At 55.2% G+C, this 24,154-nt stretch carries 16 protein-coding genes; 9 read left to right on the forward strand and 7 right to left on the reverse strand.

Features of this window, described 5'->3' with window-relative positions; genetic code table 11:
* Nucleotides 1-200: 200 nt before the first annotated feature.
* From Mag101_RS05730 to Mag101_RS05740, 3 genes are all read left to right on the forward strand, one after another.
* Nucleotides 201-2,636, forward strand: coding sequence for a glycoside hydrolase family 42 (locus Mag101_RS05730; RefSeq protein ID WP_077408091.1), 2,436 nt, complete (start codon nucleotides 201-203; stop codon nucleotides 2,634-2,636).
* A 257-nt stretch (nucleotides 2,637-2,893) separates the two neighbouring features.
* The gene (locus tag Mag101_RS05735; protein WP_077402033.1) at nucleotides 2,894-3,631 is read left to right on the forward strand and encodes a FadR/GntR family transcriptional regulator; all 738 of its coding nucleotides are present in this window, start codon (nucleotides 2,894-2,896) and stop codon (nucleotides 3,629-3,631) included.
* A 65-nt stretch (nucleotides 3,632-3,696) separates the two neighbouring features.
* The gene (locus Mag101_RS05740) at nucleotides 3,697-4,431 is read left to right on the forward strand and encodes a FadR/GntR family transcriptional regulator (protein ID WP_077402037.1); all 735 of its coding nucleotides are present in this window, start codon (nucleotides 3,697-3,699) and stop codon (nucleotides 4,429-4,431) included.
* A 95-nt stretch (nucleotides 4,432-4,526) separates the two neighbouring features.
* Here the strand turns inward: Mag101_RS05740 and Mag101_RS05745 are convergent, their stop codons facing one another.
* From Mag101_RS05745 to Mag101_RS05755, 3 genes are all read right to left on the reverse strand, one after another.
* Entirely contained in the window at nucleotides 4,527-6,797 is a 2,271-nt protein-coding gene (locus Mag101_RS05745) for a xanthine dehydrogenase family protein molybdopterin-binding subunit (RefSeq protein ID WP_077402040.1), read from the reverse strand.
* Nucleotides 6,790-7,296: a (2Fe-2S)-binding protein gene (locus Mag101_RS05750; RefSeq protein ID WP_077402043.1), complete on the reverse strand. Its 507-nt coding sequence runs from the start codon at nucleotides 7,294-7,296 to the stop codon at nucleotides 6,790-6,792. The genes Mag101_RS05745 and Mag101_RS05750 overlap by 8 nt, the downstream gene beginning before the upstream one ends.
* A gap of 118 nt (nucleotides 7,297-7,414) precedes the next feature.
* Nucleotides 7,415-8,509 carry an XdhC family protein gene (locus tag Mag101_RS05755; protein WP_077402046.1) on the reverse strand — a complete coding sequence of 365 codons (1,095 nt, stop codon included), beginning with the start codon at nucleotides 8,507-8,509 and terminating at the stop codon, nucleotides 7,415-7,417.
* Between the two features lie 292 nt (nucleotides 8,510-8,801).
* Between Mag101_RS05755 and Mag101_RS05760 the strand changes: the two genes are divergently transcribed.
* The 3 genes from Mag101_RS05760 to Mag101_RS05770 all read left to right on the forward strand — a co-directional run bounded on the left by Mag101_RS05760 (nucleotide 8,802) and on the right by Mag101_RS05770 (nucleotide 13,875).
* Entirely contained in the window at nucleotides 8,802-10,367 is a 1,566-nt protein-coding gene (locus Mag101_RS05760; RefSeq protein ID WP_077402048.1) for a sulfatase-like hydrolase/transferase, read from the forward strand.
* A gap of 27 nt (nucleotides 10,368-10,394) precedes the next feature.
* A complete protein-coding gene (locus tag Mag101_RS05765; RefSeq protein ID WP_077402050.1) occupies nucleotides 10,395-11,837 on the forward strand; it encodes a sulfatase-like hydrolase/transferase in 1,443 nt (480 codons plus the stop codon).
* A 94-nt stretch (nucleotides 11,838-11,931) separates the two neighbouring features.
* Nucleotides 11,932-13,875, forward strand: a complete 1,944-nt coding sequence (locus Mag101_RS05770) for an FG-GAP repeat domain-containing protein (protein WP_077402052.1) — start codon at nucleotides 11,932-11,934, stop codon at nucleotides 13,873-13,875.
* A gap of 55 nt (nucleotides 13,876-13,930) precedes the next feature.
* Here Mag101_RS05770 and Mag101_RS05775 read toward each other — a convergent pair whose 3' ends face one another.
* Genes Mag101_RS05775 through Mag101_RS05790 form a run of 4 tightly spaced genes read right to left on the reverse strand, consistent with a single transcriptional unit; the run spans nucleotide 13,931 to nucleotide 18,459 of the window.
* Entirely contained in the window at nucleotides 13,931-16,216 is a 2,286-nt protein-coding gene (locus Mag101_RS05775; protein ID WP_077402055.1) for a xanthine dehydrogenase family protein molybdopterin-binding subunit, read from the reverse strand.
* 1 nt (nucleotide 16,217) lies between these two features.
* On the reverse strand, nucleotides 16,218-16,703 hold the full coding sequence (locus Mag101_RS05780) for a (2Fe-2S)-binding protein (protein WP_077402058.1): 486 nt from the start codon (nucleotides 16,701-16,703) through the stop codon (nucleotides 16,218-16,220).
* On the reverse strand, nucleotides 16,694-17,362 hold the full coding sequence (locus Mag101_RS05785) for a nucleotidyltransferase family protein (RefSeq protein WP_198040111.1): 669 nt from the start codon (nucleotides 17,360-17,362) through the stop codon (nucleotides 16,694-16,696). Before Mag101_RS05785 ends, Mag101_RS05780 begins: the two co-directional genes overlap by 10 nt.
* On the reverse strand, nucleotides 17,359-18,459 hold the full coding sequence (locus tag Mag101_RS05790; RefSeq protein ID WP_077402064.1) for an XdhC family protein: 1,101 nt from the start codon (nucleotides 18,457-18,459) through the stop codon (nucleotides 17,359-17,361). Before Mag101_RS05790 ends, Mag101_RS05785 begins: the two co-directional genes overlap by 4 nt.
* Nucleotides 18,460-18,890: 431 nt before the next feature.
* Here Mag101_RS05790 and Mag101_RS05795 point away from each other — a divergent pair, with 431 nt between their 5' ends.
* The 3 genes from Mag101_RS05795 to Mag101_RS05805 all read left to right on the forward strand — a co-directional run bounded on the left by Mag101_RS05795 (nucleotide 18,891) and on the right by Mag101_RS05805 (nucleotide 24,126).
* Nucleotides 18,891-21,671: a TonB-dependent receptor gene (locus tag Mag101_RS05795; RefSeq protein WP_077402067.1), complete on the forward strand. Its 2,781-nt coding sequence runs from the start codon at nucleotides 18,891-18,893 to the stop codon at nucleotides 21,669-21,671.
* A 118-nt stretch (nucleotides 21,672-21,789) separates the two neighbouring features.
* Entirely contained in the window at nucleotides 21,790-23,343 is a 1,554-nt protein-coding gene (locus Mag101_RS05800) for a tryptophan halogenase family protein (RefSeq protein ID WP_077402070.1), read from the forward strand.
* Between the two features lie 51 nt (nucleotides 23,344-23,394).
* A complete protein-coding gene (locus Mag101_RS05805; protein ID WP_077402072.1) occupies nucleotides 23,395-24,126 on the forward strand; it encodes a SapC family protein in 732 nt (243 codons plus the stop codon).
* The last annotated feature ends 28 nt before the right edge of the window (nucleotides 24,127-24,154 follow it).

Below are 24,154 nucleotides of genomic sequence, written 5' to 3' on the forward strand. Positions count from 1 at the left end.
GTGCAGCGAATAGTTTTTCAGTAGAGTTGTTAGTAGGAGGCGGTCTGCGCGCTATTTGCGCATATTGCGACCCAAAACATATGATGTTTAAATAGGTGGCATGATGCAATACCGGTATCCGTATATGTACCTTGGTGGGCAGTCAAAAGGAAACCGGTGAACCAATAACAGTCATGAATACCGCCTGGATCGAGAGAAAAATGAAAAAGACATTGTTGTGCACTGCCATTGCTGCGCTGTTGCCGTTTGGCCTCGGGGGCTGCTTCGAACAAAAATCGGAAGCCGTCGCGCTGGAGAAGCCGGCTAATGAAAGTGTTTCCGGCGTAAACCCGCTGGAAACTGCGGCACTGGACAAGATCAGCACTCTCGAGGCGCAGGTAAAGAAAGCGCAGGTCAAAGATTTGGATGTTACCCGGGAAGAAACCACGCTCTGGTTTGCCCGGGAGTTTCTGAAGTTTGCCAACTGGGATGAGCAAAACCGCGATGCGGTGGCTTACATGTTCGGCGCCTACGCGCCCTACGAAGATAGAAAAGAGCAGCTAGCGGAAGAGCTGCCGGACTTCGAACGCAGCAAGGTCATCGAGATTCTCGATGCCAGTATTGAAGAGCTGGGCAAGGTCATTGATGGAAGCATCAAGCGGCGCCCGGTGCCCAAGATTGATTGGGAAAATATCGAAGTCAGCGACAATATGCTGCTGAGCAACGGCAAACCCGCATTCCTCTACGACTACTTCTCCAAATCCGTCGGCCGCCCGCTGACCGATACCGCGGTGTACAACGATCATCTCGGTGCCATTTACCATGGTGGTGAAAACCTCTACCCGGTGGATCACGACCGCGCGATCAACTCCTTCCTGCTGAAAGAAGACGGCACCTTTGATGACGCGTTGATGAAAGAAGTTACCGATATCGACCCGAGCAATGTCGGCTTCCTGATTTACTGGAACATGGGCATCCCCGAATGGGTGGAAAAGAAAGAGCCGGAAGTGCGCCTCGGCCGCTCCTTGTTTACCGGCTATGACATCGACAACCCACTGGTACGCGATGTCTGGGGCAAGATTGCCAGTCATACCGGCGAGCTGACCCGGGGTAAAAAAGTGACCCAGCTGGGTTATATCCTCGCGAATGAACCCCACTGGTTCAGTGAAAAAGGCCACTGGAGCCAGAATTTCCAGGAAATGAACGCAATTAGTTCCTATACCCTGAATGCCTTCCGCAACTGGCTCGATGGGAAATACCAGGGCGACATCAAGCGTCTAAATGCCAACTGGGATAGCGACTATTCTGGCTTCGACAGTGTGCAGATCGAGATCCCCATCGATCCGGCCATCCGCGGTACCGCCCAGTGGTATGACTGGTCTCGCTACAACATGGACCGCGCGATCAACTGGTTTACCTTCCTTCAGGGCGAGCTGCGCAAGGGCAACCCCGAAGCGGATACCAGTATCAAAATCATGCCCGACATGTTCACTGAAAATGGCCGCTCCCACGGTATTGATGTGGAAGCGCTCACCGATCTGACCTCAATGATCGGTAACGATGCCAAAACTCGCGAGACACGCGCCCTGAACCGCAACCAGGCTGAACACTGGGAAGCCCATTACAGCTGGTTCTGGGAAGAGATGAGTATGAGCTATGACTTTATGGAGTCGGTCTCACCGGGAAAAATTCATGTAAACAGCGAGAGTCATTTTCTTTCCGCGTCGTGGTGGCGTGATCTGAATACCAGTGTGGATTACGTGCATAGCGTTTACTGGCTGGCGACCCTGCAGGGGATGGACGCCAATATGGCCTGGTTTTGGGCGCGTGACCCGGACGGCTCTCCAGAGGATCGTCTCGAAGGTGAGATGAACTTCTTTGACCCGGCGCTGGCTGGCTCCTTTGCCGGTTCGGTCAATCAGCAGCCGCATGTTGCCAATGCTTATACCCAGGTGATGTACGACCTGAACAGTTTCTCTGAAGAAATCGTTGCGCTGCGTGAACAGCGTCGCCCCATTCGCCTGTTTTACTCGGAAACCTCGGCCATCAATAAGCCGAAGCATATGAGCGAGCAGTGGAAAGCCTACGAGGGCTTGTTCTTTGAGGGTTTCCCGGTGGGTTTCGCCACTGAAAATATCATCAACAAGCAAGATCACAGCCAGTGGGATGTGATTGTGGTGCACAGTACGGAGTATGTGAGCGCTTCGGAATTGGCCGCCTTGCAGTCTTACCTCAATTCGGGTGGTGCCGTGATCGTGGACAACGCGGAAAGCCTGAGCATGGATGAATACGGCAAGCCGCATAAAAAAGTACTGGAGCAGGGTAAAGGCAAACTCATTGTTTTGAATAAAAAGAATGACGTTGCCGCAATGCGTGAAGCCGCGCTTAAACTGGCTGCTGCGAGCCTGTCGGCCATCAAGCTGGTCGAAGAGAATGGCACCAATCACAAAGGTACCACCTGGCGTGTTGTGCAGCAGGATGACGGCTCCTATCTGGTCAGTATCCTGAATATTGGTAAACACAAGGCCAAACTCGACCTTAGCCTGGAGGGCTCCGACAACATCGCGGTAACCGACCTGTTTACCGAAAACGAGATGGGCACCCAATTCGAACTTGAGCCGAAGGGCGTGCTGTTGCTCAAGGTGAGCGCCGGCTAAGTTTTTCTGGTTGTTTTTCAAGGCCGCTCACGAGCGGCCTTTTTCGTAGGTACTTCTAGTTGGTGCTTCTAGTAGGCACTTCGTCAATTGCGCGCGAGGGGTAGCACGTAGAGAGGCGTTGCCCGGCGATGGGTAAGAGGAACAGGTTTGCTTTGAACGTCGGTCAGTGTGAATGAAATTCTCATTATTTTAAGGAACCTGCGAGGAATGGGAATTTTGTGTTGTTCGCCAAAAGGTATAATGTTTAAATAGGTTGTATGAGTGAGCTAATCTATTACGATCTGAAACGTGCCCCGACCATGTCTCCCAGCCTGTCTGTGCAGGTGGCGAGAGAACTGGGGCGGCGCATTGTGTCCGGAGCTTTTGAGCCGGGAAGCCTGATTGACGATGAGGCCGCTCTGGCAGAGCGTTACCAGGTCAGCCGAGTGGTGGTACGCGATGCGGTAAAAATTCTAGTGGGTAAAGGCCTACTAGATGTGCGGCGCGGCATCGGTACCAAGGTGCGTCCGCGCAACCAGTGGATTTTACTGGATGACGACGTATTGGCCTGGCACCTCTCGGCGCCACCAAATCCCGAGTTTTTGAAGCAGCTGATGGAAATCCGCCTGGCTTTCGAGCCCAAGGCATCCCGCTGGGCAGCTGAACGGGCCACGCCGGAAGATCTCGCCGAAATTGAAGCGGCCTGCGATCGCATGGCAGAGGAACGAGGCTCCGCGGAGGACTTCGTGATTGCCGACTCCATGTTTCACCGCGCTATCATCAAGGCCGCGCGCAACTCAATTCTTACTGCCATGGAAGGGGTGATCTACTCCGCACTACTGGTAAGTATTCGCGTGACCAACAAAGACCCGCGAGAAAATGGTGCGTCGGTGCCTTTTCATAGAGAAGTGTATGAGGCCATCGCCGCCGGTGACGGGGACAAGGCTGAGGCGCTGACTGAAAATCTGTTGAGCGATACTAGTCGACGTTTGCGTCTGGAAAGCGCCGACGCGTGATTTGCTTGTAGCATGCCGGGATTAAATTCTTGGCAAGCGTCAGATGCTATGTTTATATGCATCCCATGAGTGAACTAGTCTATTACGATCTGAAACGCTCGGTGTCTATGTCGCCGAGCCTCTCTGTACAGGTTGCCCGCGAATTGGGTCGGCGCATCGTGGCCGGTGCCATCGACTCAGAAACCTTGCTGGACGAAGAAAACACCCTCGCTGAGCGCTTTAAGGTCAGCCGGGTGGTGATTCGCGATGCGGTAAAAATCCTGGTCAGTAAAGGCATGTTGGATGTGCGTAGGGGCATTGGTACCCGTGTGCGTCCACGTAACGACTGGAATCTGCTGGACGACGATGTGCTGGCGTGGCATTTGTCTGCGCCGCCGAGTCGTGAGTTTCTGATGCAGTTGCTGGAAATTCGCCTGGCATTCGAACCGAAAGCTGCGCGTTGGGCCGCCGAGCGGGGTACCGAGCAGGATATTGCCAATATCCGCGCGGCCTGTGACCAGATGGAAGCCTCGGTAGGCTCATCAGAAGGGTTCGTGGTTGCCGATGCTTTGTTCCACAAGGCCGTTCTCAGCGCAGCGCGCAACGATATTCTCACCGCCATTGAAGGGGTTATTTACTCCGCGCTACTGGTGAGCATCAAAATCACTAACCAGACTCGCGAGAGCAACCTGAAGTCGATTCCTTTCCACCGGGAAGTGCTGGAAGCTATTGCTGCTGGCGATGGGGAGAAAGCGGAAAAGCTCACCAGCAAGTTGTTAGAAGACGCCGCGGAGCGACTGCGCAAGGAAATGGCCGGCTAGCAGTAGCCCTGTTTAGCGGTCTTATCAAAAAGCCCGGTCACCCTACCAAAATAGGGCGCCGGGCTTTTTTGTGCCTGCTCGAATCAGGCTTGGGCTCAAGCCAGGGTCAGGTGCTTGTTAACCGGTAGATCGCGAATTCGCTGACCGCAGGCAGCAAAGATGGCATTGGTGATGCTCGGTGCCACCGGCGGCACACCCGGTTCACCGACCCCCGCAGGCGGCTCGTCGGAGGCGAGCAGGTGAACGTGTAACTCCGGGCACTGTTGCATACGCAGTAACGGGTAATCGTGGAAGTTGCTGTTTTCGACTGCGCCATTCTGAATGGTGACTTCGCCCATCAGCGCCAGGCTCAGGCCGAAGATCATCGCTCCTTCCATCTGAGCATTCACGCGATCAGGATTGACTGCCAGCCCCACATCGGCAACGCAGTGCATTTCGACAATTTTCAGCTTGTTGTCCTGCACCTGCACCCGGGTCGCAATACCCACGTAGGAAACGAAGCTGCGGTGCACCGCGATACCCCAGCCCTCACCGTTATGTTTGTCTTCACTCAGGGAGAAATCGGCCTTTGCCGCGGTTTCTTTCAGTACCCGTTTCAGGCGCGCGCTGTCAAACGGGTAGTCTTTTAGCTTCTCGCCATAGTTTCCGTACTTGAATCCACCCTGGTTGGGGTTGATCGCGCGGTCCTTGCCAATCAGTTCCTGCAGAAATGCGTCAGGTGATTGCCCGTTCAGGTGTGCCAACTCATCGGCAAAGCTGCAAATACCGAAGGCGTTCTGGATATTGCTGACCGAGCGCATCCAGCCGATGCGGGTATGGTATTCGGCAACGGCGGTTTCGCAGGTGCGGTTGGGGATATCGAAAGGAAGATCCGCAAAGCCCATGCTCAGTTCTCCCCCGGAAGGGCGATTGGCGCTGGTGGAAAAAGTGCCGCTGATGGACGGGAAAGCTGTGCGCTGGCGCCAGGCGGTCACTAGTCCATCGCTGTTCAGCCCAGCTTCAAAGTAGGCGGCGCTGGCGGCGTGGTAGTAGCTGTGGCGAATATCGTCTTCGCGACTCCACACAACCTTGACCGGGCGCTGCATTTTGCGGGCAAGCACGGCGGCTTCAACTGCAAAGTCCGGTTTGGATTTGCGCCCGAAGCCACCGCCGAGCAGGGTCACGTTTACCTTGACCTGTTCCGGTTTGAGCTTGAGTGCCTTGGCCACATTTTGCTGTACGGATTGCGGCGTTTGCGTACAGGCCCATACCTCGCAGCTATTCTCGCTGACTACGGCGGTGGCACTGGGGGGCTCCATAGCTGCGTGGGTCAGGTAGGGGACTGAATAGGTCGCACTGTGGCGTCGTTGGGATTTCGCCAGCTCCGTATCAGTGTTGCCGTAGGCAGTAACGGTTTTGCCCGGTTCGGCCACCCGCTGCTTGAGGGTCTCGATGTATTCTGGGCTGTTGTGGTTGTCGTGTGCACTGTCGCTCCAGGTGATTTCCAGTGCTTTGCGGCCTTTCAGCGCTGCCCAGGTGTTGGTTGCTAGAACCGCAACACCGGCGAGCGGATGAAACAGCGGTGGAAGCTGTCCGCCATCCATGGTCTCAATCGCGACCACACCTTTCACTTTGCGCGCTTTATCCTGTTTCACGCCGGCAACGGTACTGCCCAAAACGGGAGCCCGCTCGATACTGGCAACCAGCATATTTTCCAGCTGTACGTCCTGCCCGTACTGGCCCTTGCCGACAACCATATCCGGCGTGTCATAAGTAGCGACCGGTTTGCCGATGTAGTTGAAGGCGTCGCTGCTTTTCAGCTTCAGCGCGCTAGATTCCGGCACTGGTTGTGCGGCGGCCAGTTCCGCCAGTTCACCAAAACTGATGGAGCGCCCGCTGTCTTTGTGGTGCACCTTGTGCTGCAATGCCTGGCAACTTGCGGCGGGGACTGACCACAACTGTGCGGCGGCAGCCTCCAGCATATGGCGGGCGCTGGCGCCCATGGTGCGCATAGTCTTGTAAAAACTGCGAATGCTGCGGGAGCCATCGGTGTTCTGGCTGCCGTAACGTTTATCGGCGAGGCCCTGAACTACGTTTATCTTTTCCCAGTCCGCTTCCATTTCGTCCGCCACAATCTGTGGCAGGCCGGTGCGGATGCCCTGGCCCATTTCCGAGCGGTGGCAGACGATCGACACGGTATTGTCCGGGGCGACGCTGACGAACAGGTTGAGTGTGTGTTCGCTGTCACTTGCGGTGGCAGCATCGGCCCACACCGGTTGGCTTGCAGCAAGCCTGCTCCCCAGAATTAGGCCGCCGCTGCCAATGCCCGCCAGTTGCAGGAACTTACGGCGACTGACCACAGAAATGCGAGTGTCCTGTTTACCCATTGGTGCTACTCCCTTTTGTCTCGGTTCCTTCTGTGTAAGTCCCGTTCGCCGGGTACGCCAGTGCGGCGTCTTTTATTGCAGTTTTTATTCTCGGGTAGGTACCGCAGCGGCACAGGTTGCCGCTCATGGCGTTGTCAATTTCCTGTTCAGTTGGGTTCGGGTTATTGGCGAGCAGTGCGGCAGCAGACATGAGCTGGCCACTCTGGCAATAGCCGCATTGGGGCACATTGTGTTTGATCCACGCCTGTTGTAGTGGGTGGTCTCCGCTTTCGCTCAGCCCTTCAATGGTGGTAATCGTCGCACCCTTGGCGACGGATACCGGTGTCAGGCAGGCGCGCGCGGGGTTGCCATTAATATGAATGGTACAGGCACCGCACAGTCCCGCACCGCAGCCGAACTTGGTTCCGGTCAACTTCAGTTCATCGCGCAGAGCCCAGAGCAGAGGTGTATCCTCGTCCACATCCACTTGGTGGACTTCACCGTTGATGGTCATTTCCATTGTGCGTCTCCACTATTTTGGGGTTCCGGGTGGGACCCTGTCCGAGGTCCCGTAAATCTTTTATTGGTGTTTTGCCTGTCTTCAGGGGCATTAATATCGATGGTGGCACCGATCATGATCATTCCGGCAATGCTGCGTTTGAGCAAACTTCAGGATGAGCTTGCGATGATTGGACGGTGAGTGCTGCGGCGGATTTTCTGTGTAACACACTGTGAATCTCTGCACAGGTTGCCAGGGCAATGCTTTCCGGTAACTCGCCGCCCAAGTCCAACCCAATGGGAGCGCGCAACACGCCGTGAATAAGCTTTTCCTGGTCGCTAGTGGGGAGTCCGCTCAGTGTCAGTACTTGGTTTCGGCGGCTGACTGGTCCAAGTAGTCCCAGGTAGCGCAGCGGGCGCTGGTGTAGCAGGCGAATTGCGGCCGCATCCAGGGTCAGGTTGTGACTCATGGCGACGGCTGCATCGATGCTGTTGAGATCCAGTTTTCCTGGCAGTGCATCAGGGTGGCAGCGGTAGCTGGTGCAATTGGGAAAGTAGGCCGGCCGTGCGTTGGCCGGGCGTGGGTCGCACAGGCTGACCAGCCAGCCCTGGGCGTTGAACTGCTGCGCCATGGGGCGCGCGTCAATGCCGCCGCCCACGATTAACACGTGCGGCGCGGGGAGTAGGGGGGTGTTCAGCCATAGGGCGCCGTCGTTTTCCGCGAGAACCGGCCGTTGCAGCGGAATATCTACTCCCAGCGCGCTGGCACAGAGTGGTCGCAGCTCGGCACGGGCTTCACCGCTTGTGGCGACCTGTTGGCGGAAAACCACCGGTTGCCTTTGCCGGAGTCGGCTTCTCAGTTCCGCTAGCTGCAGGTAATTGTTCTCCGGGGTAATGGGTTGCAGCAGTATCTCCACTTCGCCCCCGCAGCCGATACCTAGCTGGAATGCGACATCGTCCTCGTCGCTACCGTCGTAGCGGATGGTGGCCGCCTTTCCGGTGCGCAGGGTCTTCAGCGCATGTCTTTGAATGTCAGATTCCAGGCAGCCGCCACTGAGCAGGCCGTAATGCCGGCCAAGGTCGTCGCACAGCATCATTGAGCCTGCCTTGCGGTAGCTGGGCCCTTGGGTGCGGTATACCGTGCCGAGTACCCAGCCCCGGGAGTCCCGATTCTGGAACCACAGGTCCAGCAGTGTGCCCAAGTGATTTGTAGGTGCCCCATGGAGGTCTTGCATGGTGATTATTCCGCAATTTTTATATTGAAATCAGCGGCTTAAGGCTGAACGCCTGTCGAAGACGACCATATCAACAGGGTTGCCCAGCTCGATCACTGGATACCACGTTTACCTGCCCAACTCCCTTAGGGTGAAGGGGGAGGTCGACCGTCTTCGGGGTTCTAACTACTTGCAGTAAAACATCATATGTTTATATTATTTCTATCTTGTTGATTCAAGCGCGATCGCAGGTGTATTCCTTGATATGCCACCGTAATCACGTTTTGTATAAAAATAATGTCGGGTGGAGCGAATGAATAAACGGCTAGCAAAGGTGTTTGCCTGCGTAGTTTTGGGGGGAGTTGCGAGCTGTGTTTCCGTAACGGCCGCTGCAGCAGTTCTTCCTGATTCGGAGTATGCGATCAGTGAGCGTGAAAATGTCCTGATCCTGATGTTCGACGATATGCGGTTCGATACCTTTTCCTACCGCGACGGCCCGGTACCTACGCCGAATATCGACTTCCTGGCCGAGGAAAGTGTGCGCTTCGACAACGCCATGACTACCACCGGCCTGTGCTCGCCGTCCCGCGCCGCCCTGTTTACCGGCCGCTGGGGACACAGAACCGGGCTGGACGATAACGTCGGCCTGTATCACTCCCGCCTTTCTGAACTTGACCTGTCCGAAGGTGGCTTGATTGCCCGTGCCAAGAATGCGGGCTACTTCGTTGGCTATGTGGGGAAATGGCACCTGGGACCGCAAGGTGTTCGTCTGCGTGGTGCGGACTATACCGCTGAGATCAAAGAGGCGGAGTGGTCCCGCGGTATGCGCCAGTTCACGCCTTATGGGATTGCCAAAAATATCGCGAAATACAAGGCTGCGGCCGGTGTACCGGAAGGGAATAAATCGGAGTACTTCAACGGTGAAAAAGTTGAATACTTCCAGACGTTGCCAGGCACCTACGAAGACACTGGCACCTACAAAAAAGTAACAGCCGGCCAGGCGCTGCTGCGCAAAGCGGCGCGAGAAAAACGCCCATTCTTCGGCATTATCAGTTTTGACCAGCCGCACCCGCCGTATCGGGTACCCGAGCCTTACGCCAGCATGTTTGATCCTGAAACCCTGGCGCTACCGGCAAATCATCTGAGCAAACGGGTGAACAAACCCATGTCGCAGGATGAACCTTTTTGGCCTTGGCACGACGTGAGTCACCTGAGTGATGCGGAGTGGCTGAAAATGCGCGCTTACTACTACGGCGCCATGGCAATGATTGACCGCGCAGTGGGCGAAATACTCGAAACCGCGCAAGAAACTGGCCTCTATGAAAACCTGCACATCGTTTTTGTCGGCGACCAGGGCAGCATGCTCGGCGAGCATAGTCTGTACGACAAAGGCCCCTATGCCTACGACGAACTGATGCGCATGCCGCTGATGATTCGCAGCCCCAAAATGCAACCCAAAGCCATCACCCGTCAAGTCTCCATGCTGGATATTACCCCGACGCTGGCAGAGATCATGCGGTTGCCGGAAGACGGTGTGCAAGACGGCCGTTCTCTGCGTGGATTGATGGAAAAAGGCGATGCTGCAGACATGGGGCGTAAAGACACCGCGCTCTACGCATACGAGTGGTACAACGGGGGCTGGTTTGGTATCCGCGCGCTGCGTACCCCGGATATGAAGTTCGTGTGGAACCCCGGTGATGCCCGCGATGAACTTTACGATCTGCGCAAAGACCCGATTGAAATAAACAACCTATTCGACAAGCCGGAGTATCGCGAACGGATGATGTCTATGGTGCTCCTGATGCGTGAAGAGCTGGAGAGAACACAAGACCCGTTGCTGCGCCGGTTTGATTTACAGATGAAAGATTTCCTCAAATAAAACGCAGGAATTAGAAGCGAGACAAGTATGAATGTGTTGAGAACACTGGCGGCAACGCTGTTGAGCCTGGCGGCAGGTGGTGCTTTTGCGGCAACTGCAGAGAAAATCGACAAACCCAATATTGTAGTGATTCTTGCAGATGACCTGGGTTACGCAGACGTCGGCTTTAATGGCTCGAAAGATATTGTCACGCCGAATTTGGACAAACTTGCCAACGAGGGCATGACCTTCAGTGAGGCCTATACCGCACACCCATTTTGCGGGCCAAGCCGGGCGGCACTGATGACAGGCCGCTACCCCCACAAAATTGGTTCCCAGTTCAACCTGCCAGTACGTGGCTCTTTTGTGGGGGTGCCGACGGAAGAAAAGTTTGTCAGCAAAATGCTGCAGGAGAATGGGTACTTTACCGGCGCAGTAGGTAAATGGCATCTGGGCGAGGCGCCGGAGTACCATCCCAATCGACGCGGCTTTGACGAGTTCTACGGCTTTCTGGGCGGCGGCCACAACTACTTCCCGGAGCAGTTCAATAAGTTCTACGCCAAGCAGAAAGCGCAGGGGCTTACCAATATCGACCCCTACGCCAGACCGTTGGAGCACAACGGCAAGGAAGTGGAGGTGAACGAATACATCACCGATGCCCTGTCCCGTGAGGGCGTTGCCTTTGTGCAAAAGGCCGCGGGCACTGGTAAGCCATTCTTTCTGTATTTGGCCTACAACGCGCCCCATTCTCCGCTGCAGGCCAAGCAGGAAGATATGGCGAAGTTTCCCAATATCGAGAACAAAGACCGCAAGACCTATGCCGGTATGGTGTACGCCATGGACCGAGGTATTGGTGAATTGGTGGAAGCGCTCAAGAGTACCGGGCAACTGGATAACACCCTAATTGTGTTCTTTAGCGATAACGGCGGTGATAAAAGATATGGTGCCAATAACGACCCGCTGAGAGCGGGAAAGGGCAGCGTGTTTGAGGGTGGCTTCCGTACGCCGATGGTGATGCACTGGCCGAAACAGATCAATGCACGGTCGCGCTTTGATCATCCGGTCAAAGCATTGGACCTGTTCCCGACCTTTGCAAGTCTTGCCGGGGCAGAGCTCGAACCAGATAACAAGCTCGATGGCAAAAATCTACTCCCATTCCTGCAATCTGGCGAGCCTCCCCACAAGGATGAGCTGATCTTCGCACTGCGCCACCGCGGCAGCTACAGCGATGCCTCGGTCCGTCGAAATCAATGGAAGGCGGTAAAAGTTGGCGAACATTCTTCGTGGAAACTGTTCGACATCGAACGGGATAAAGAAGAAAAGCATGATCTTGCTGAAGAGTACCCGCTGATGCTTCGTGACATGGTACGTGAGATGGAGGTGTGGTCCTGGGATAACGCACAGCCAGGCTGGTTCCATATCCATAAGGAAGGTGTGCTGTGGCGTCAAAACGGAATGCCGCGATTCGATAAAACCTTTGCAACGGATTGAGTGCAGGACCTTGCGGTCTTAATCACCAATTAAGAATCTTTCGTTTGGCCACCGTGGCGTTGCTGCGGTGGCCATTTTTTAAGGTAAGTGGAAAATGTTCATTCGTAAAAGCTTCTTGTGCGGGTTTCTCGCATTACCGGCGCTGGGCATAGTTGGATTTGCCGGTTGCAATGCCGGCTCTCCTGATACAGGAGTAGGCATTCATGCAGGCCCGGTGCATTTTTCGCCGGTGAGTACGGGTTTCTTCAAGCAGCAAAAGAATCTGCGTAAGTGGGGTGCGCCGACTGTCGCGGACCTTGACCAGGATGGCTGGCCAGATGTGTTGTTGAATGAACACGGTTTCGGGGTACGTGTTATCTGGAATAACGCCGGTACTTATAGTGATGCGCAGGATCTCCTGATGGGTGATTCTCACGGGACTAGTGTTGCCGACTTCGATCGGGATGGGTTGTTGGAAGTGATCGTCGCCCGTGGTGGTGGCTCGGGGAAAAACGCGCGTAATTCCATCATCTATCGAGTGGGCAAAGACCGTACTTTTACTCGGATCGAGGACTTCCCAGAACCACTGTTAAAAATGCGCGGGCGCACCGTACAGTTTGCGGATTTGGATCATGACGGCACTGCAGACCTTTTAAACTTCGCGTTTCCTTCACTGGGTACCCGTGGTGACAGCGAAAATTATTTATACCGCAATGCCGGAGACGGCACCCTGGCATTGGCAGGGCGGTTGCAGGCGAAAGTGCGTGGTGATGGCCAGAGAACTCTGATTACCGATATTGATCAAGATGGGCGGCAGGACCTCTTACTCTATGGTCATGGCCCGATTTCTTTGCACCGTGGAAATGGTGATTTCCAGTTCTCTGAGGTTACAGCGCAGCGGCTGCCTGAGGCTTATACACATGTCACAAGCGCACTAGAACTGGATTTCGACAATGATGGGGATTTCGATATTGTACTGAGCCGCGCCCATGGGTTTGAAAGCGGCGATACTTTTTATGATGCAGAAACACAAGTCTTCGGCTTTTACGCTCGCCGTGGAGGGTTTGCATTCGACCTGGAGTCCGGTGACCTATTGCAGCTGGTAAATTACCAAAGCCCCTGGCCGCACAAGCAGCTCTATCTGGGAGAATCGGCGTACAAGTTACCGCTTCCAGGGGAAACCCACAGTGGCAAAACTTTGAACTTGGTGAATAGCGATTCCCTCGGTTGGCCAGATATGCGCGAGCGCCAGGGGTTGCATGCTGGCTATATCGGAAATCGAACCTGGCGGATTGGTGGCGACATCTGGTCGCCAACATCCGGCGTCGTGAAGGGCATTACTAAAAAACCAGGGCTCGGTGACGCGACTTCCAAAGAGCCACCTGCAAATGTATTGTTGGAAAATCGCGATGGCGTTTTTGTGGATGTCTCTGCAGAAAAGGGACTTGGGGCGGGGTTAAACAGTACCGGAGTAGTCGTGGCTGATTTCGATAACGACGGCTACCAGGATTTGGTTTTCATCCAGAGAGGTAATTTGATCTCAGCCATACACGGCGAAGTATTTTTAAACCAGGGAGGCGAGCGGTTTGCACGTGCGGAATCCCACAACGTTGCTTCCGGGGATTTGGGTGCCTGGGGTTTGGGTGGCATAGCGCTGGATTTCAACAAGGACGGTAAACAGGATGTGCTGTTTGGCAACGAGCGGGGCAAGTGGCATTTGCATGAAAATGCCACGGACAATGGCAACCGCTCACTGACGATTGATGTGGCAGGCCCTGTTTTAGGTGATGTTTCAAGTGATGTTTCAGGCGGCACTGTTTTGGATGGACTGGTAAAAGTGACAGCGTGTGGCAATCGCCAAATACGCCGTGTCGGGGAAAGCGGGGCAGGGTATGAGCGGGGTTTTAACCGCTATCTGCATTTTGGCCTGGGTGACTGTGTAGGCCCGGTACAGGTAGATGCTTCCTGGACCAATGGAAGGGGGAATTCACGGGTGATAGACGGTGAAAATTTACAAGGGAACTTCACTTACGTTTTACAAGAGCAATCCGCAAACTAGTTGTTTTGCCTGTGTGTAGTTCCTGCGGCAGCGAATGCTGCCGCAGGGTGCTTACTTAAGCCAGCTGCAAGTGCTTGTTTACCGGCAGGTCGCGGATACGCTCACCACAAGCGGCAAAAATGGCATTGGTAATACTGGGCGCAACCGGCGGTACCCCGGGTTCACCCACACCCGCAGGTGCGTGCTCGGTACCCATTAAGGTCACGCTCATCTTGGGGCTCTGCTGCATGCGCAGCAAGGGGTAGTCATGGAAGTTGCTGTTGGTTACCGCACCCTTCTCCATGTTAATCCCGCCCATCAGGGCCAGGCTCAAGCCAAAGATCATGGAACCCTCCATCTGTGATTCCACTCGATCCGGGTTCACCGCCAAGCCTACGTCCGCAACACAGTGCATTTCCTTGATTGCGACCCGGCCATTTTCCACCGCTACTTTGGTGGCAATGCCCACGTAGGATAGGAAGCTGCGGTGCACGGCAATACCCCAGCCTTCCCCCGCTTTTTGTACGTGGTCACCTTTTTGCGAGAGGTCTGCTTTCGCGGCGGTGGCTGCCAGTACCTGCTTCAGGCGCGCGGTATCCAGTGGGAAATCTTTCAGGCTGGCCCCGTGGTTGCCGTACTCGAAGTCACCCTGATTCGGGTCGATGTGCCGGTCCTCACCAATCAACTCCAGCAGGAATTCATCCGGCTTGCGATTCCGCAGGTGTGCCAGCTCATCGGCGAAACTGCACACAGCAAAGGCATTCTGGATATTGGACACGGAACGCAGCCATCCGATACGTGCTTCATATTCTGCGGGCGCGGTTTCACATTGGCGGTGGGGAATATCAAAAGGTATGTCGGCAAAGCCGAGGCTGAGTTCACCGTTGCTCGGGTGCTCTACGCCATTCGCAAAGGTGCCGCTAATGGTTGGGAAGGCGGTACGCTGCTGCCAGCCAGTTACCTGGCCATCGTCATCCATGGCTGCCTCAAAATGCGATGCAGCGGCCGCGTGGAAGTAATCGTGGCGAATATCGTCTTCACGGCTCCAAACGACTTTTACCGGGCGCTGCATTTTCTTTGCCAGCAGTGCGGCTTCAACCGCGAAGTCCGGTTTGGATTTACGGCCGAAGCCACCCCCCAGCAGTGTCACATTGACTTTTATCTGCTCGGGAGTGAGGCCGAGCGCATTGGCGACATGTTGCTGTGTGGCTTGGGGTACCTGTACACAGGCCCAGATTTCACAGTGATCGTCTTTCACTACCGCGGTGGCACTCGGTGGTTCCATGCTCGCGTGTGCGAGATAGGGGACCGAATAGGTTGCACTGTGCTTGTTGGCTGCACTGGCAAGGCTGGAAGCGACATCACCGTATTTGGTAACCACTTTACCGGGCTGCTGTACACGCTGCTTCAGTGTTTCGATAAAAGGCGCGCTGTCGTGGCTAGCGTGGCTGGTGTCGGTCCACTGGATGTCGAGTGCCTTGCGGGCTTTCATGGCCGCCCAGGTGTTGGTAGCAAGTACCGCAACACCGGCGAGGGGGTGGAATAGGGGCGGCTCAATACCACCATCCATATTTTCGATTGCCACCACACCGGAAATTTTGCGGGCAGCACTATCGTCCACCGAGGCCACTTTGGACCCAAGCACGGGGGCGCGCTCAATACTGGCAATCAGCATGTCTTCCAGAATGACATCCTGGCCAAAAACACCTTTGCCTTGCACGATTGCTGGCGTGTCGTAGGTGGCGACGGGCTTGCCAATATAGTTGAAGTTTGCCGGCGTCTTCAGGACGAGGGTGTCTTCTGCCGGTACTTTTTGGGTCGCAGCGAGTTCGGCCAGTTCGCCGAAGCTCGCAGAGCGGCTACTGGCTGAGTGGTGTACGCGGTGCTTGCGTGCCTGACATTCGCTCGCGGGCACCGACCATAACTGCGCAGCGGCTTGTTCCAGCATGGTGCGGGCACTGGCGCCCATGGTACGCATGGTGGTGTAAAAATTACGAATACTGCGCGAGCCGTCGGTATTCTGGTTGCCGTAACGCTTGTCGCCGAGACCCTGTACTACTTCCACCAGATCCCAGTCGGCTTCCAGTTCGTCGGCGACCACTTGTGGCAGGCCGGTGCGGATGCCCTGGCCCATTTCCGAGCGGTGACACACGATAGAAACGGTATTGTCTTTGGCGATACTGACAAACAGGTTTAATGGTGCTGCGGACTTGTCTTTGGCCGCAGTACCGGCAATGTCGGCCCACGCGGGCTGGAAGTTGGGTAGGGTAGCTCCGAGAATCAGGCCGGAGCTGCTTACACCAGCGAGCTTGAGGAAGCGGCGGCGGTCTACGAGTGAAATTGCGTTTGTGTTATCCGTCATTTTATTCGCCTCCTTGCTTTTCTTGTTGCTCGCTGGCGTTGTAATACTGCACAGCATCCTGAATAGCCGCTTTGATGCGCGGGTAGGTGCCACAGCGGCACAGGTTGCCGCTCATTGCGCTATCAATTTCTTTCTCTGAGGGCGTTGGGTTATTGGCCAGCAGGGCGGCAGCTGACATTAACTGGCCGCTCTGACAGTAACCGCACTGAGGCACGTTGTGCTTGACCCACGCCTGCTGTAACGGATGGTCGCCCGTATCACTGAGCCCCTCGATGGTAGTGATCTTTGCGCCCTTGGCGGCGGCAATTGGGGTCAGGCAGGCGCGCGCAGGGTTGCCATTGATGTGGATGGTGCATGCACCGCACAGGCCGGCACCACAACCAAACTTGGTACCTGTCATTTTCAGTTCGTCGCGCAGTGCCCACAGCAGTGGAGTATCATCGTCCACATCGACCTTATGAACCTTGCCATTGATGGTCAGTTCCATACTGCTTCTCCATTTGTGTAATCGTTATTTGTGTGTTGTGCGCGCTGCCAATTCTGCCAGTCTTGTGGCGTATCAATATCGATGGCGGCGCTGGCCATGGGAATCATTTTCCCGGCGTATTTGTTGAGTAACGCTTTAGCCCCTTTGTCACCGTTCAGGCGCAGCAGCTGTGGAAATAGCATGCGCGGAAATATCGCGGGCACTCCCGGCGCGCCACGGTAATGGGCGCAGGTGAGTTCTTGTAGCTCAGACCAGTGTTGGCAAAGCGCTTGGATTTCTTCTGCTCTGACCGCCACCTGGTCTCCCAACAGTAACAAAACCGCCTCGATGTCTTCGGGCAGCTGGCCAATGGCAAACGCAATACTGTTTCCCAGGCCCTGCTGCCAGTTGGGATTCAAGTGCAGGCCAAAGTCCGGATGCGCCAGTTGAATTTCCTGGTGCCAAGCTCCGGTAACGATCAAGGGGGCTTGCAGGCCGGCACTCCGCACGGATTCTACACGCTGTTGCAGTACGGTCTTACCGTCCTGCTGGATCAGGTGTTTACAGGTTCCAAAACGGCTGGCTGCACCCGCGGCGAGTATGACCGTTGCCAATTTTTCTGTCCGCAGCTTTTCTGGACGGAGCTTTTCAGCCAGAAGTTTGTCAGAAGTACGCTTCACGAAGGTACCTGTGATTTGTTGCGCGCGTCACTGCGTGTATCCATTTCTTGCGATGCGCTGGTCAACGTGCGGCCAGATTTTCCGTGCAATACGCTATGGATCTCGGCACAGGTGGCCAGTGCAATGCTTTCCGGGAGCTCCCCGCCCAGGTCGAGCCCTATCGGAGCGCGTAATACGCCGTTCACTAGCCGGTTGGTTTCGCTGCTGGACAGGCCGCTGAGTGACAATACCCGGTCTCTTCGACTCGTTGGCCCCAGCAGTCCGAAATATCGAATGGGTCGCTTGTGAAAAATACGTATCGCCGCGGCATCTATATTGAGGTTGTGGCTCATGGCGACTACGCCATCTACCGAGTCGAGATCCATCAGATCGGCCAGCGCATCTGGATGGCAGCGATACGCAATGCAATCCGGGAAGTAGGCGGCGCGGGCGTTGGCCGGGCGCGGGTCGCACAGGCTCACTTTCCAGCCCTGTGCGTTGAATTGCTGGGCCATGGGGCGGGCATCAACGCCGCCACCCACAATGAGAATGTGTGGCCTTGGTTGAATTGGTGTGTTCAGCCAGCGTTCGCCGTCGGTTTCGGTGAGCATGGGGCGTTTCAGGGGAATGCCGGATTCCTGACCGGCGTCGACCAGGGGCCGAAGCTCCGCCTGGCTCTCGCCATTGAGTGCAATCTTCTGGCGATAGAGCAGCGGCTGGCGCTGCTCAAGTTGCGCCCGCAGTTGGCCCAGGCACAGAAAATTATTTTCTTCGTTAATGGGCTGCAGGAGGATGTCGACTTCGCCACCGCAGCCAATACCCAACTGAAAGGAAATATCGTCTTCGTCGTTACCGTCATAGCGGATGGTTGTGGCCTTGCCGGTGGCGAGGACCTTGCGCGCGTGGCGCTGGATATCAGACTCCAGGCATCCGCCGCTCAGCAGCCCAAAATAACGCCCCAGATCGTCGCACAGCATCATTGAGCCGGCCTTGCGGTAGCTGGAGCCGGCAGTCTTGAAAACGGTGCCCAGAACCCACTGCCGCTCTTCCCGCTGGCTGTACCAGATTTCCAGTAGGGTTGAGAGGTGGTTGGCGGCCCGGATGCTTGTGCTCTGCATGGTGAAACGAAGTTAGTTGCTTTGTGTGTTTTCTGAACAGTGCGGCAGATGGCGCTGTCCCCATCGGTTTATGACTCTGCACTTTCTTGATTCAGATTCCGAACATTAACATGTCGGCGGGTTCGTTGAAGAGCCTACCCACTCGGCCTAGCGTATGCAGGGATCCGATCAACGAGGCGTGTTCCAGTTCGGTATCCCGAAGTGCTACAGCCGTCTTTTGATCATGAAATATTGTATACAATTAACTATTGACATTGTGCGTGGGCGCTCACAGGATAGGCGCGTGGTTATTGCGCACCCGTACGACTTGGCGAGAACGCAGTGGCCACAAGGAAGGTTCAACTCAATAAAAAATAAGCGCTCGATACTCGGTTGCCTGGGAGCAGGTGAGGGGTCTGAGCATCGAGCCTCCACATGGAGAGAGAGCACCCATGCCTATCAATAGCAAGCGCTTTACCCTGAGCGCCTTGTCTGCTGCCGTGATTTCCGCAGCATCTGTTGGCGTGCAGGCCCAGGACGCGGCTTCCACCACACTGGAAGAGGTTTCCGTAACCGGTATTCGCCAATCCCTGACCAACGCCATGGATATCAAGCGCGATTCCGCCGGTGTGGTAGACGCAATTTCCGCAGAAGATATTGGCAAGTTCCCGGATACCAACCTCGCAGAATCCCTGCAGCGCATTACCGGTGTGTCCATTGACCGCAGCAACAACGAAGGTAACAAGGTTACCGTGCGCGGCTTTGGCCCCAACTACAATCTGGTGACCCTGAACGGCCGCCAAATGCCGAATTCCTCTGCACTGCAATCGGAAGGTATTACCCGTAGTTTCAAGTTTTCAGAGATCTCCGCTGAGAGCGTATCTGGCGTTGAGGTCGTGAAGACCGGTAAAGCGGATGTTTATTCCGGCGGTATTGGTTCCACCATTAATATCAAGACCGCACGCCCGTTTGACCACGATGGCTTCGTTGCCAGCGCGAGTGTCAAAGGCGTCATGGATACCAGCGTCGAGAAGGGCGATTCTGTCACCCCTGAATTTTCCAGCATGGTGAGCGGTACCTTCTTTGAGGACAAACTCGGTGTGTTGTTGACCGTGTCCCATGCTGAGCGCGATAGCCGCAGTGAAGGCGTCGGCACCCAAGCGTGGGTACCCAACTACGGCACCGCGGATACTTCTGCTATTGACCGCAACAAAAACCCGGAGGGTACCTACTGGGCACCCTGGACCTTTGATGTAGATGTTTCTGACCATCAGCGCGAACGCCAGAACGGTCAGCTGGTAGTGCAGTTTGCGCCAGTCGAAAACATAACCGCGACTCTGGACTACACCGCTTCCCGTTACGATGAGCAGATCTCGATGAATCGTACCAGCGTGTGGTTCGACACCTCAGCCGGTGTGACCGACAGCAACGGTACCGTGATCAACCCAAGTGTGCAGAATGATGAGCTGAACTTCTGGGCATGGGACTACCAGTTCGTGACCGACAACGACTCGGTAGGTCTCAACGTGGAATGGGAAGCGACAGACTCCCTGAGCTTCGCGTTGGATTTCCACGATTCCACTTCTCACTCGCAGCCTGGCGGCCTTCCCGCTGAAACCATCGCCAATACCAAAAACCCGGGCAAGATGGTGGATGTGGTTGCCGATTTCTCCAGCAGCAGTGGCCTGCCGGGTATCAGCTTTGATGACTCCGATCTCGCCGGTGGCGCATACGCACCACAAAACATCGTATCTGACCTGTTCCAGGAGCGCGGCTACGAGATTGAGAACAGCATCCAGCAGTTTCAGCTGAGTGGTGCTTGGGAAAACCTCGACGACGGCGCACTGAAGACCATCCGCTTTGGTGTTGCGACCACCGATTACCAAGTGGACGTATTTGAAAGCGGCTCTTTTGCCTTTGTAAATCTGGGTGACCTCGCGGCTCTGGGTATCGACTTCGAGAACCGTGGCGACTTCGGCGACCAAATGGGCAGCAACAGTGGTTTGTTCCCATTACTGGCAGACTATGAAGCTTCTGACTTTATCGATGCAGTGAAAGCCAATGGCGATTACTACGAGGCGACGCCGACTTTCGACAAGGTAAGTGAAGAGACCCTGGCTGCCTTTGTGGCAATGGATTTCGAAACAGAATTCAATGGCTACCCGGTGCGTTTGAACACTGGCCTGCGCTTTGAAGACACCGACGTATCGGGTACCTCTATCCAGAACGGTATTGTTGGTCTGAGTTACTGGCACGTGGAAGAGCTGCGCGAAGTCAATGACGATATGCCGAGCGCAGATACGCTCGACGGTGACTACACTCGCTTCCTGCCCAATGTGGATGCCAGCATTGAGCTGAATGAAGACCTGGTAGCACGTGCTTCTTACAGCCGTACCCTGAGCCGCGCTGACATCTCGGCGATGTTCCCATCCACCTCACTGGATGTGTCCCGCCCGGGTGGTCCATTTAACGCGTCCCAGGGTAACCCGGGCTTGCTGCCAATCACTTCCGACAACTTCGACCTCTCTGTTGAGTACTACTACGCAGAGGGCAGTTATGCTTCTGTCGGCTTCTTCAAGAAGTACGTTGAGAACTTTATCGGTGCAACGACTGAAGAGCGTGTGATTTACGATGTTAACGGAAACCCGATTACCGACCCGAGTGCCAACCCGCGTCCGGGCTGCCCCGATTCTACCGGTGCCAATGCGGCGTGTCTGAACACCGCTGGAGACCCGGTGATTACCTGGAGTGTAGCTACCCCGGGTAACCTGGAAGAGGCAGAGGTTTACGGTTGGGAAGTGGCGGTACAGCATATGTTCGGCGACTCCGGATTTGGGGCCATTGCCAACTTCACTCTGGTGGATGGTGATGTGGAGTACGATGTATTCGACAACGAAAACTCCGTGGCACTGACCGGTATGAGCGATTCTGCCAACCTGATTGGCTTCTACGAAAAAGACGCCTTCCAGGCACGTCTCGCTTACAACTGGCGTGATGACTTCCTGCTGGATACACGTCAGTCTCAGATCGGCAACCAGCCGGTGTTCACCGAGGCCTACGGCCAGTGGGACCTGAATGCCAGCTATGATGTGACCGAAGATGTATCTGTTTTCCTGGAAGGCTTGAACCTTACCGAGGAAACCATCCGCCGTCATGGTCGCTTCGCTAATCAGCTGGTGAGCGCACAGCAGTATGGTGCTCGCTACAATATCGGCGTTCGCGCGCGTTTCTAAATGCGCGTTAGTATCGTCAAGTAGTACCAGGGAGGGCTGCCACATATGTGGCGGCCCTCCTTGTTTTAAAAATTATATTTAGAAGTCTGATTCCAAAATAATAAATTCGAGGCCAGGTATGTCTGATCCCATTAACTCGGTTGTGATTCTTGGTGGCGGCACAGCAGGGTGGATAACCGCTGGCACTTTGGCTGCCCGATTTAATCGGGAGCAGGAAGAGCCGGTTCGTGTCACCTTGGTTGAATCGCCAACTGTGCCCACTATCGGCGTGGGGGAAGGCACATGGCCCACTATGCGCAGCACCCTGAAAAAAATGGGGGTGAGGGAAACCGATTTTATTCGTGAGTGCAATGTCGGCTTCAAGCAGGGGGCGAAATTTGCCCGCTGGACTACCGGTGCTGACGATGATTTCTACTACCACCCATTGGTGCAGCCGGAGGGCTTTCATAACCACAACCTTGCCACCCATTGGCTTGGCGGTAACACATCAGAGTCCTTCTCGAATACAGTCTGTCCGCAGGAAGCATTGTGTGAACACAATAGAGCCCCCAAGCAGATTGGTACCCCGGAATATGCGGCGGTTGCCAATTACGCCTATCACCTGGACGCGGGAAAGTTCGCAGGCTTCTTGCAACGCCATTGCACCGAAAATCTTGGTGTGCGGCATATTCTCGCGGATGTTACTGGCATTGAGGAATCGGAGACGGGCGATATCGCGGCGCTAAAGACGGAGGCACACGGAAAAGTTTCCGGGGATCTATTTGTTGACTGCAGTGGCTTCGGTTCGCGACTGCTCGGCGGTCACTACAAGGTGCCGTTCCGCTCTTGCAAGGATGTTCTGTTTATTGATAGCGCGCTTGCGGTACAGGTGCCTTACGAGCGCGAAGATAGCCCGATAGCGACCCATACGATATCCACCGCGCAGAGTGCGGGCTGGGTATGGGACATTGGTTTACAGAGCCGGCGCGGTGTGGGGCATGTCTTCTCTAGCGCCCACACGAGCGACAGTGCCGCTTATGGCGAACTGGCGCGGTACCTTAAGGTAAGTGAAGGGGAGCTGGATCGACTTGGTGTGCGCAAAATTCCGATTGTACCTGGCCACCGAGAAAAATTCTGGCACCGGAATTGTGTGGCCATTGGGTTGTCGGCGGGGTTTCTGGAACCGCTGGAAGCCTCGGCGCTGGTGTTGGTGGAGATCTCGGCAAACATGCTCGCGGAGCAGTTTCCAGCAAGTCGCGCCGCAATGGATGTGGTTGCCCGTCGTTTCAATGAGACGTTCTTGTACCGCTGGGACAGGATTATCGATTTCCTGAAGCTGCACTATGTATTGACCAAACGCACCGATAGCCGCTTCTGGATCGACAATTGCGACCCGGCTACGATTCCCGACAGTCTGCAGGAACTGCTGACCTTATGGCGTTACCAGCCACCTTGGCACGACGACTTTGATCGGGCAGTGGAGGTGTTCCCGGCCGCTAGCTATCAATATGTTTTGTACGGTATGGAATTCGAGACGCAACCCGCAGCGCATGGTGTATCGCGCGCGTCGCTTGAGCAGGCAGGGCAGTTGTTCCAGCAAAAAGGCAAGGCTACCCAGCAGATGCTGGCGGGGCTGGAAATACACAGGAATTTAGTCAATAAAATTTGCCGGCATGGGTTACAGCAAATATAAGCTAATCCAGATCAGCCAATATCAAGAATAAGCAGTAGTGAGGGAGAAAAAATGAGCAATACCGTTGCATTGAACAACGAGAGCCATCGCAACTTGAAAGTGATGACTAAGCGCGGCGCCGCTTTTGGTGAGGCGACACATTTGGTGCCAGTGGTGGCAAACGAGCTGCGTAATCTGGTACTGGAATATCCAGTGTGTATCACCAAGGATCCTAAAAACGGCCAATTTTCGCTGTGTGCTTTATTGGGCTTTGGGCCGGGCGAAAACCTCTTTTTGCAGGGCGAAAACTGGGACGCGCAATATGTCCCCATGCATATCCGCAGGCAGCCATTCATGGTTGGGTATCGAAACCCTGAAGCGGGGCCGGGCGAAGACAAAGGTGCCGTGATCACCCTGGATATGGATAGCCCGCGGGTAAACCGCGACGGCAGTTCGGCGGATGGTGAGCGCCTATTTGATGATGAAGGCAGCAACACACCGTTTATGAATGAGGTCAGTGACCTGTTGGGTCAGCTCATGGGCGGGATGGAATCAACCACTGCTTTCCTGAAGTTTCTGGCCGACAACGACTTGATCGAGCCCGCGCATATCAATGTTCAGTTTGCCAGTGGCGAGCAGAAGCGCTACGAAGGTCTTTACACGGTCAATGACGAGAAGCTACAGCAGCTGGAAGCCGACAAACTTGTGTATATGCATCAGCACGGATACTTGCAGGCAGCGTATTGGTTGAGTGCCTCGATGGGGCAGGTGCGAAAATTAATCCAGAGAAAGAACCAGCAATGAGTGCGCCTGAATGCGCCGCGAACACCGC

It is taken from the genome of Microbulbifer agarilyticus (genome assembly GCF_001999945.1).
GTDB classification, from domain to species: Bacteria; Pseudomonadota; Gammaproteobacteria; order Pseudomonadales; family Cellvibrionaceae; genus Microbulbifer; species Microbulbifer agarilyticus_A.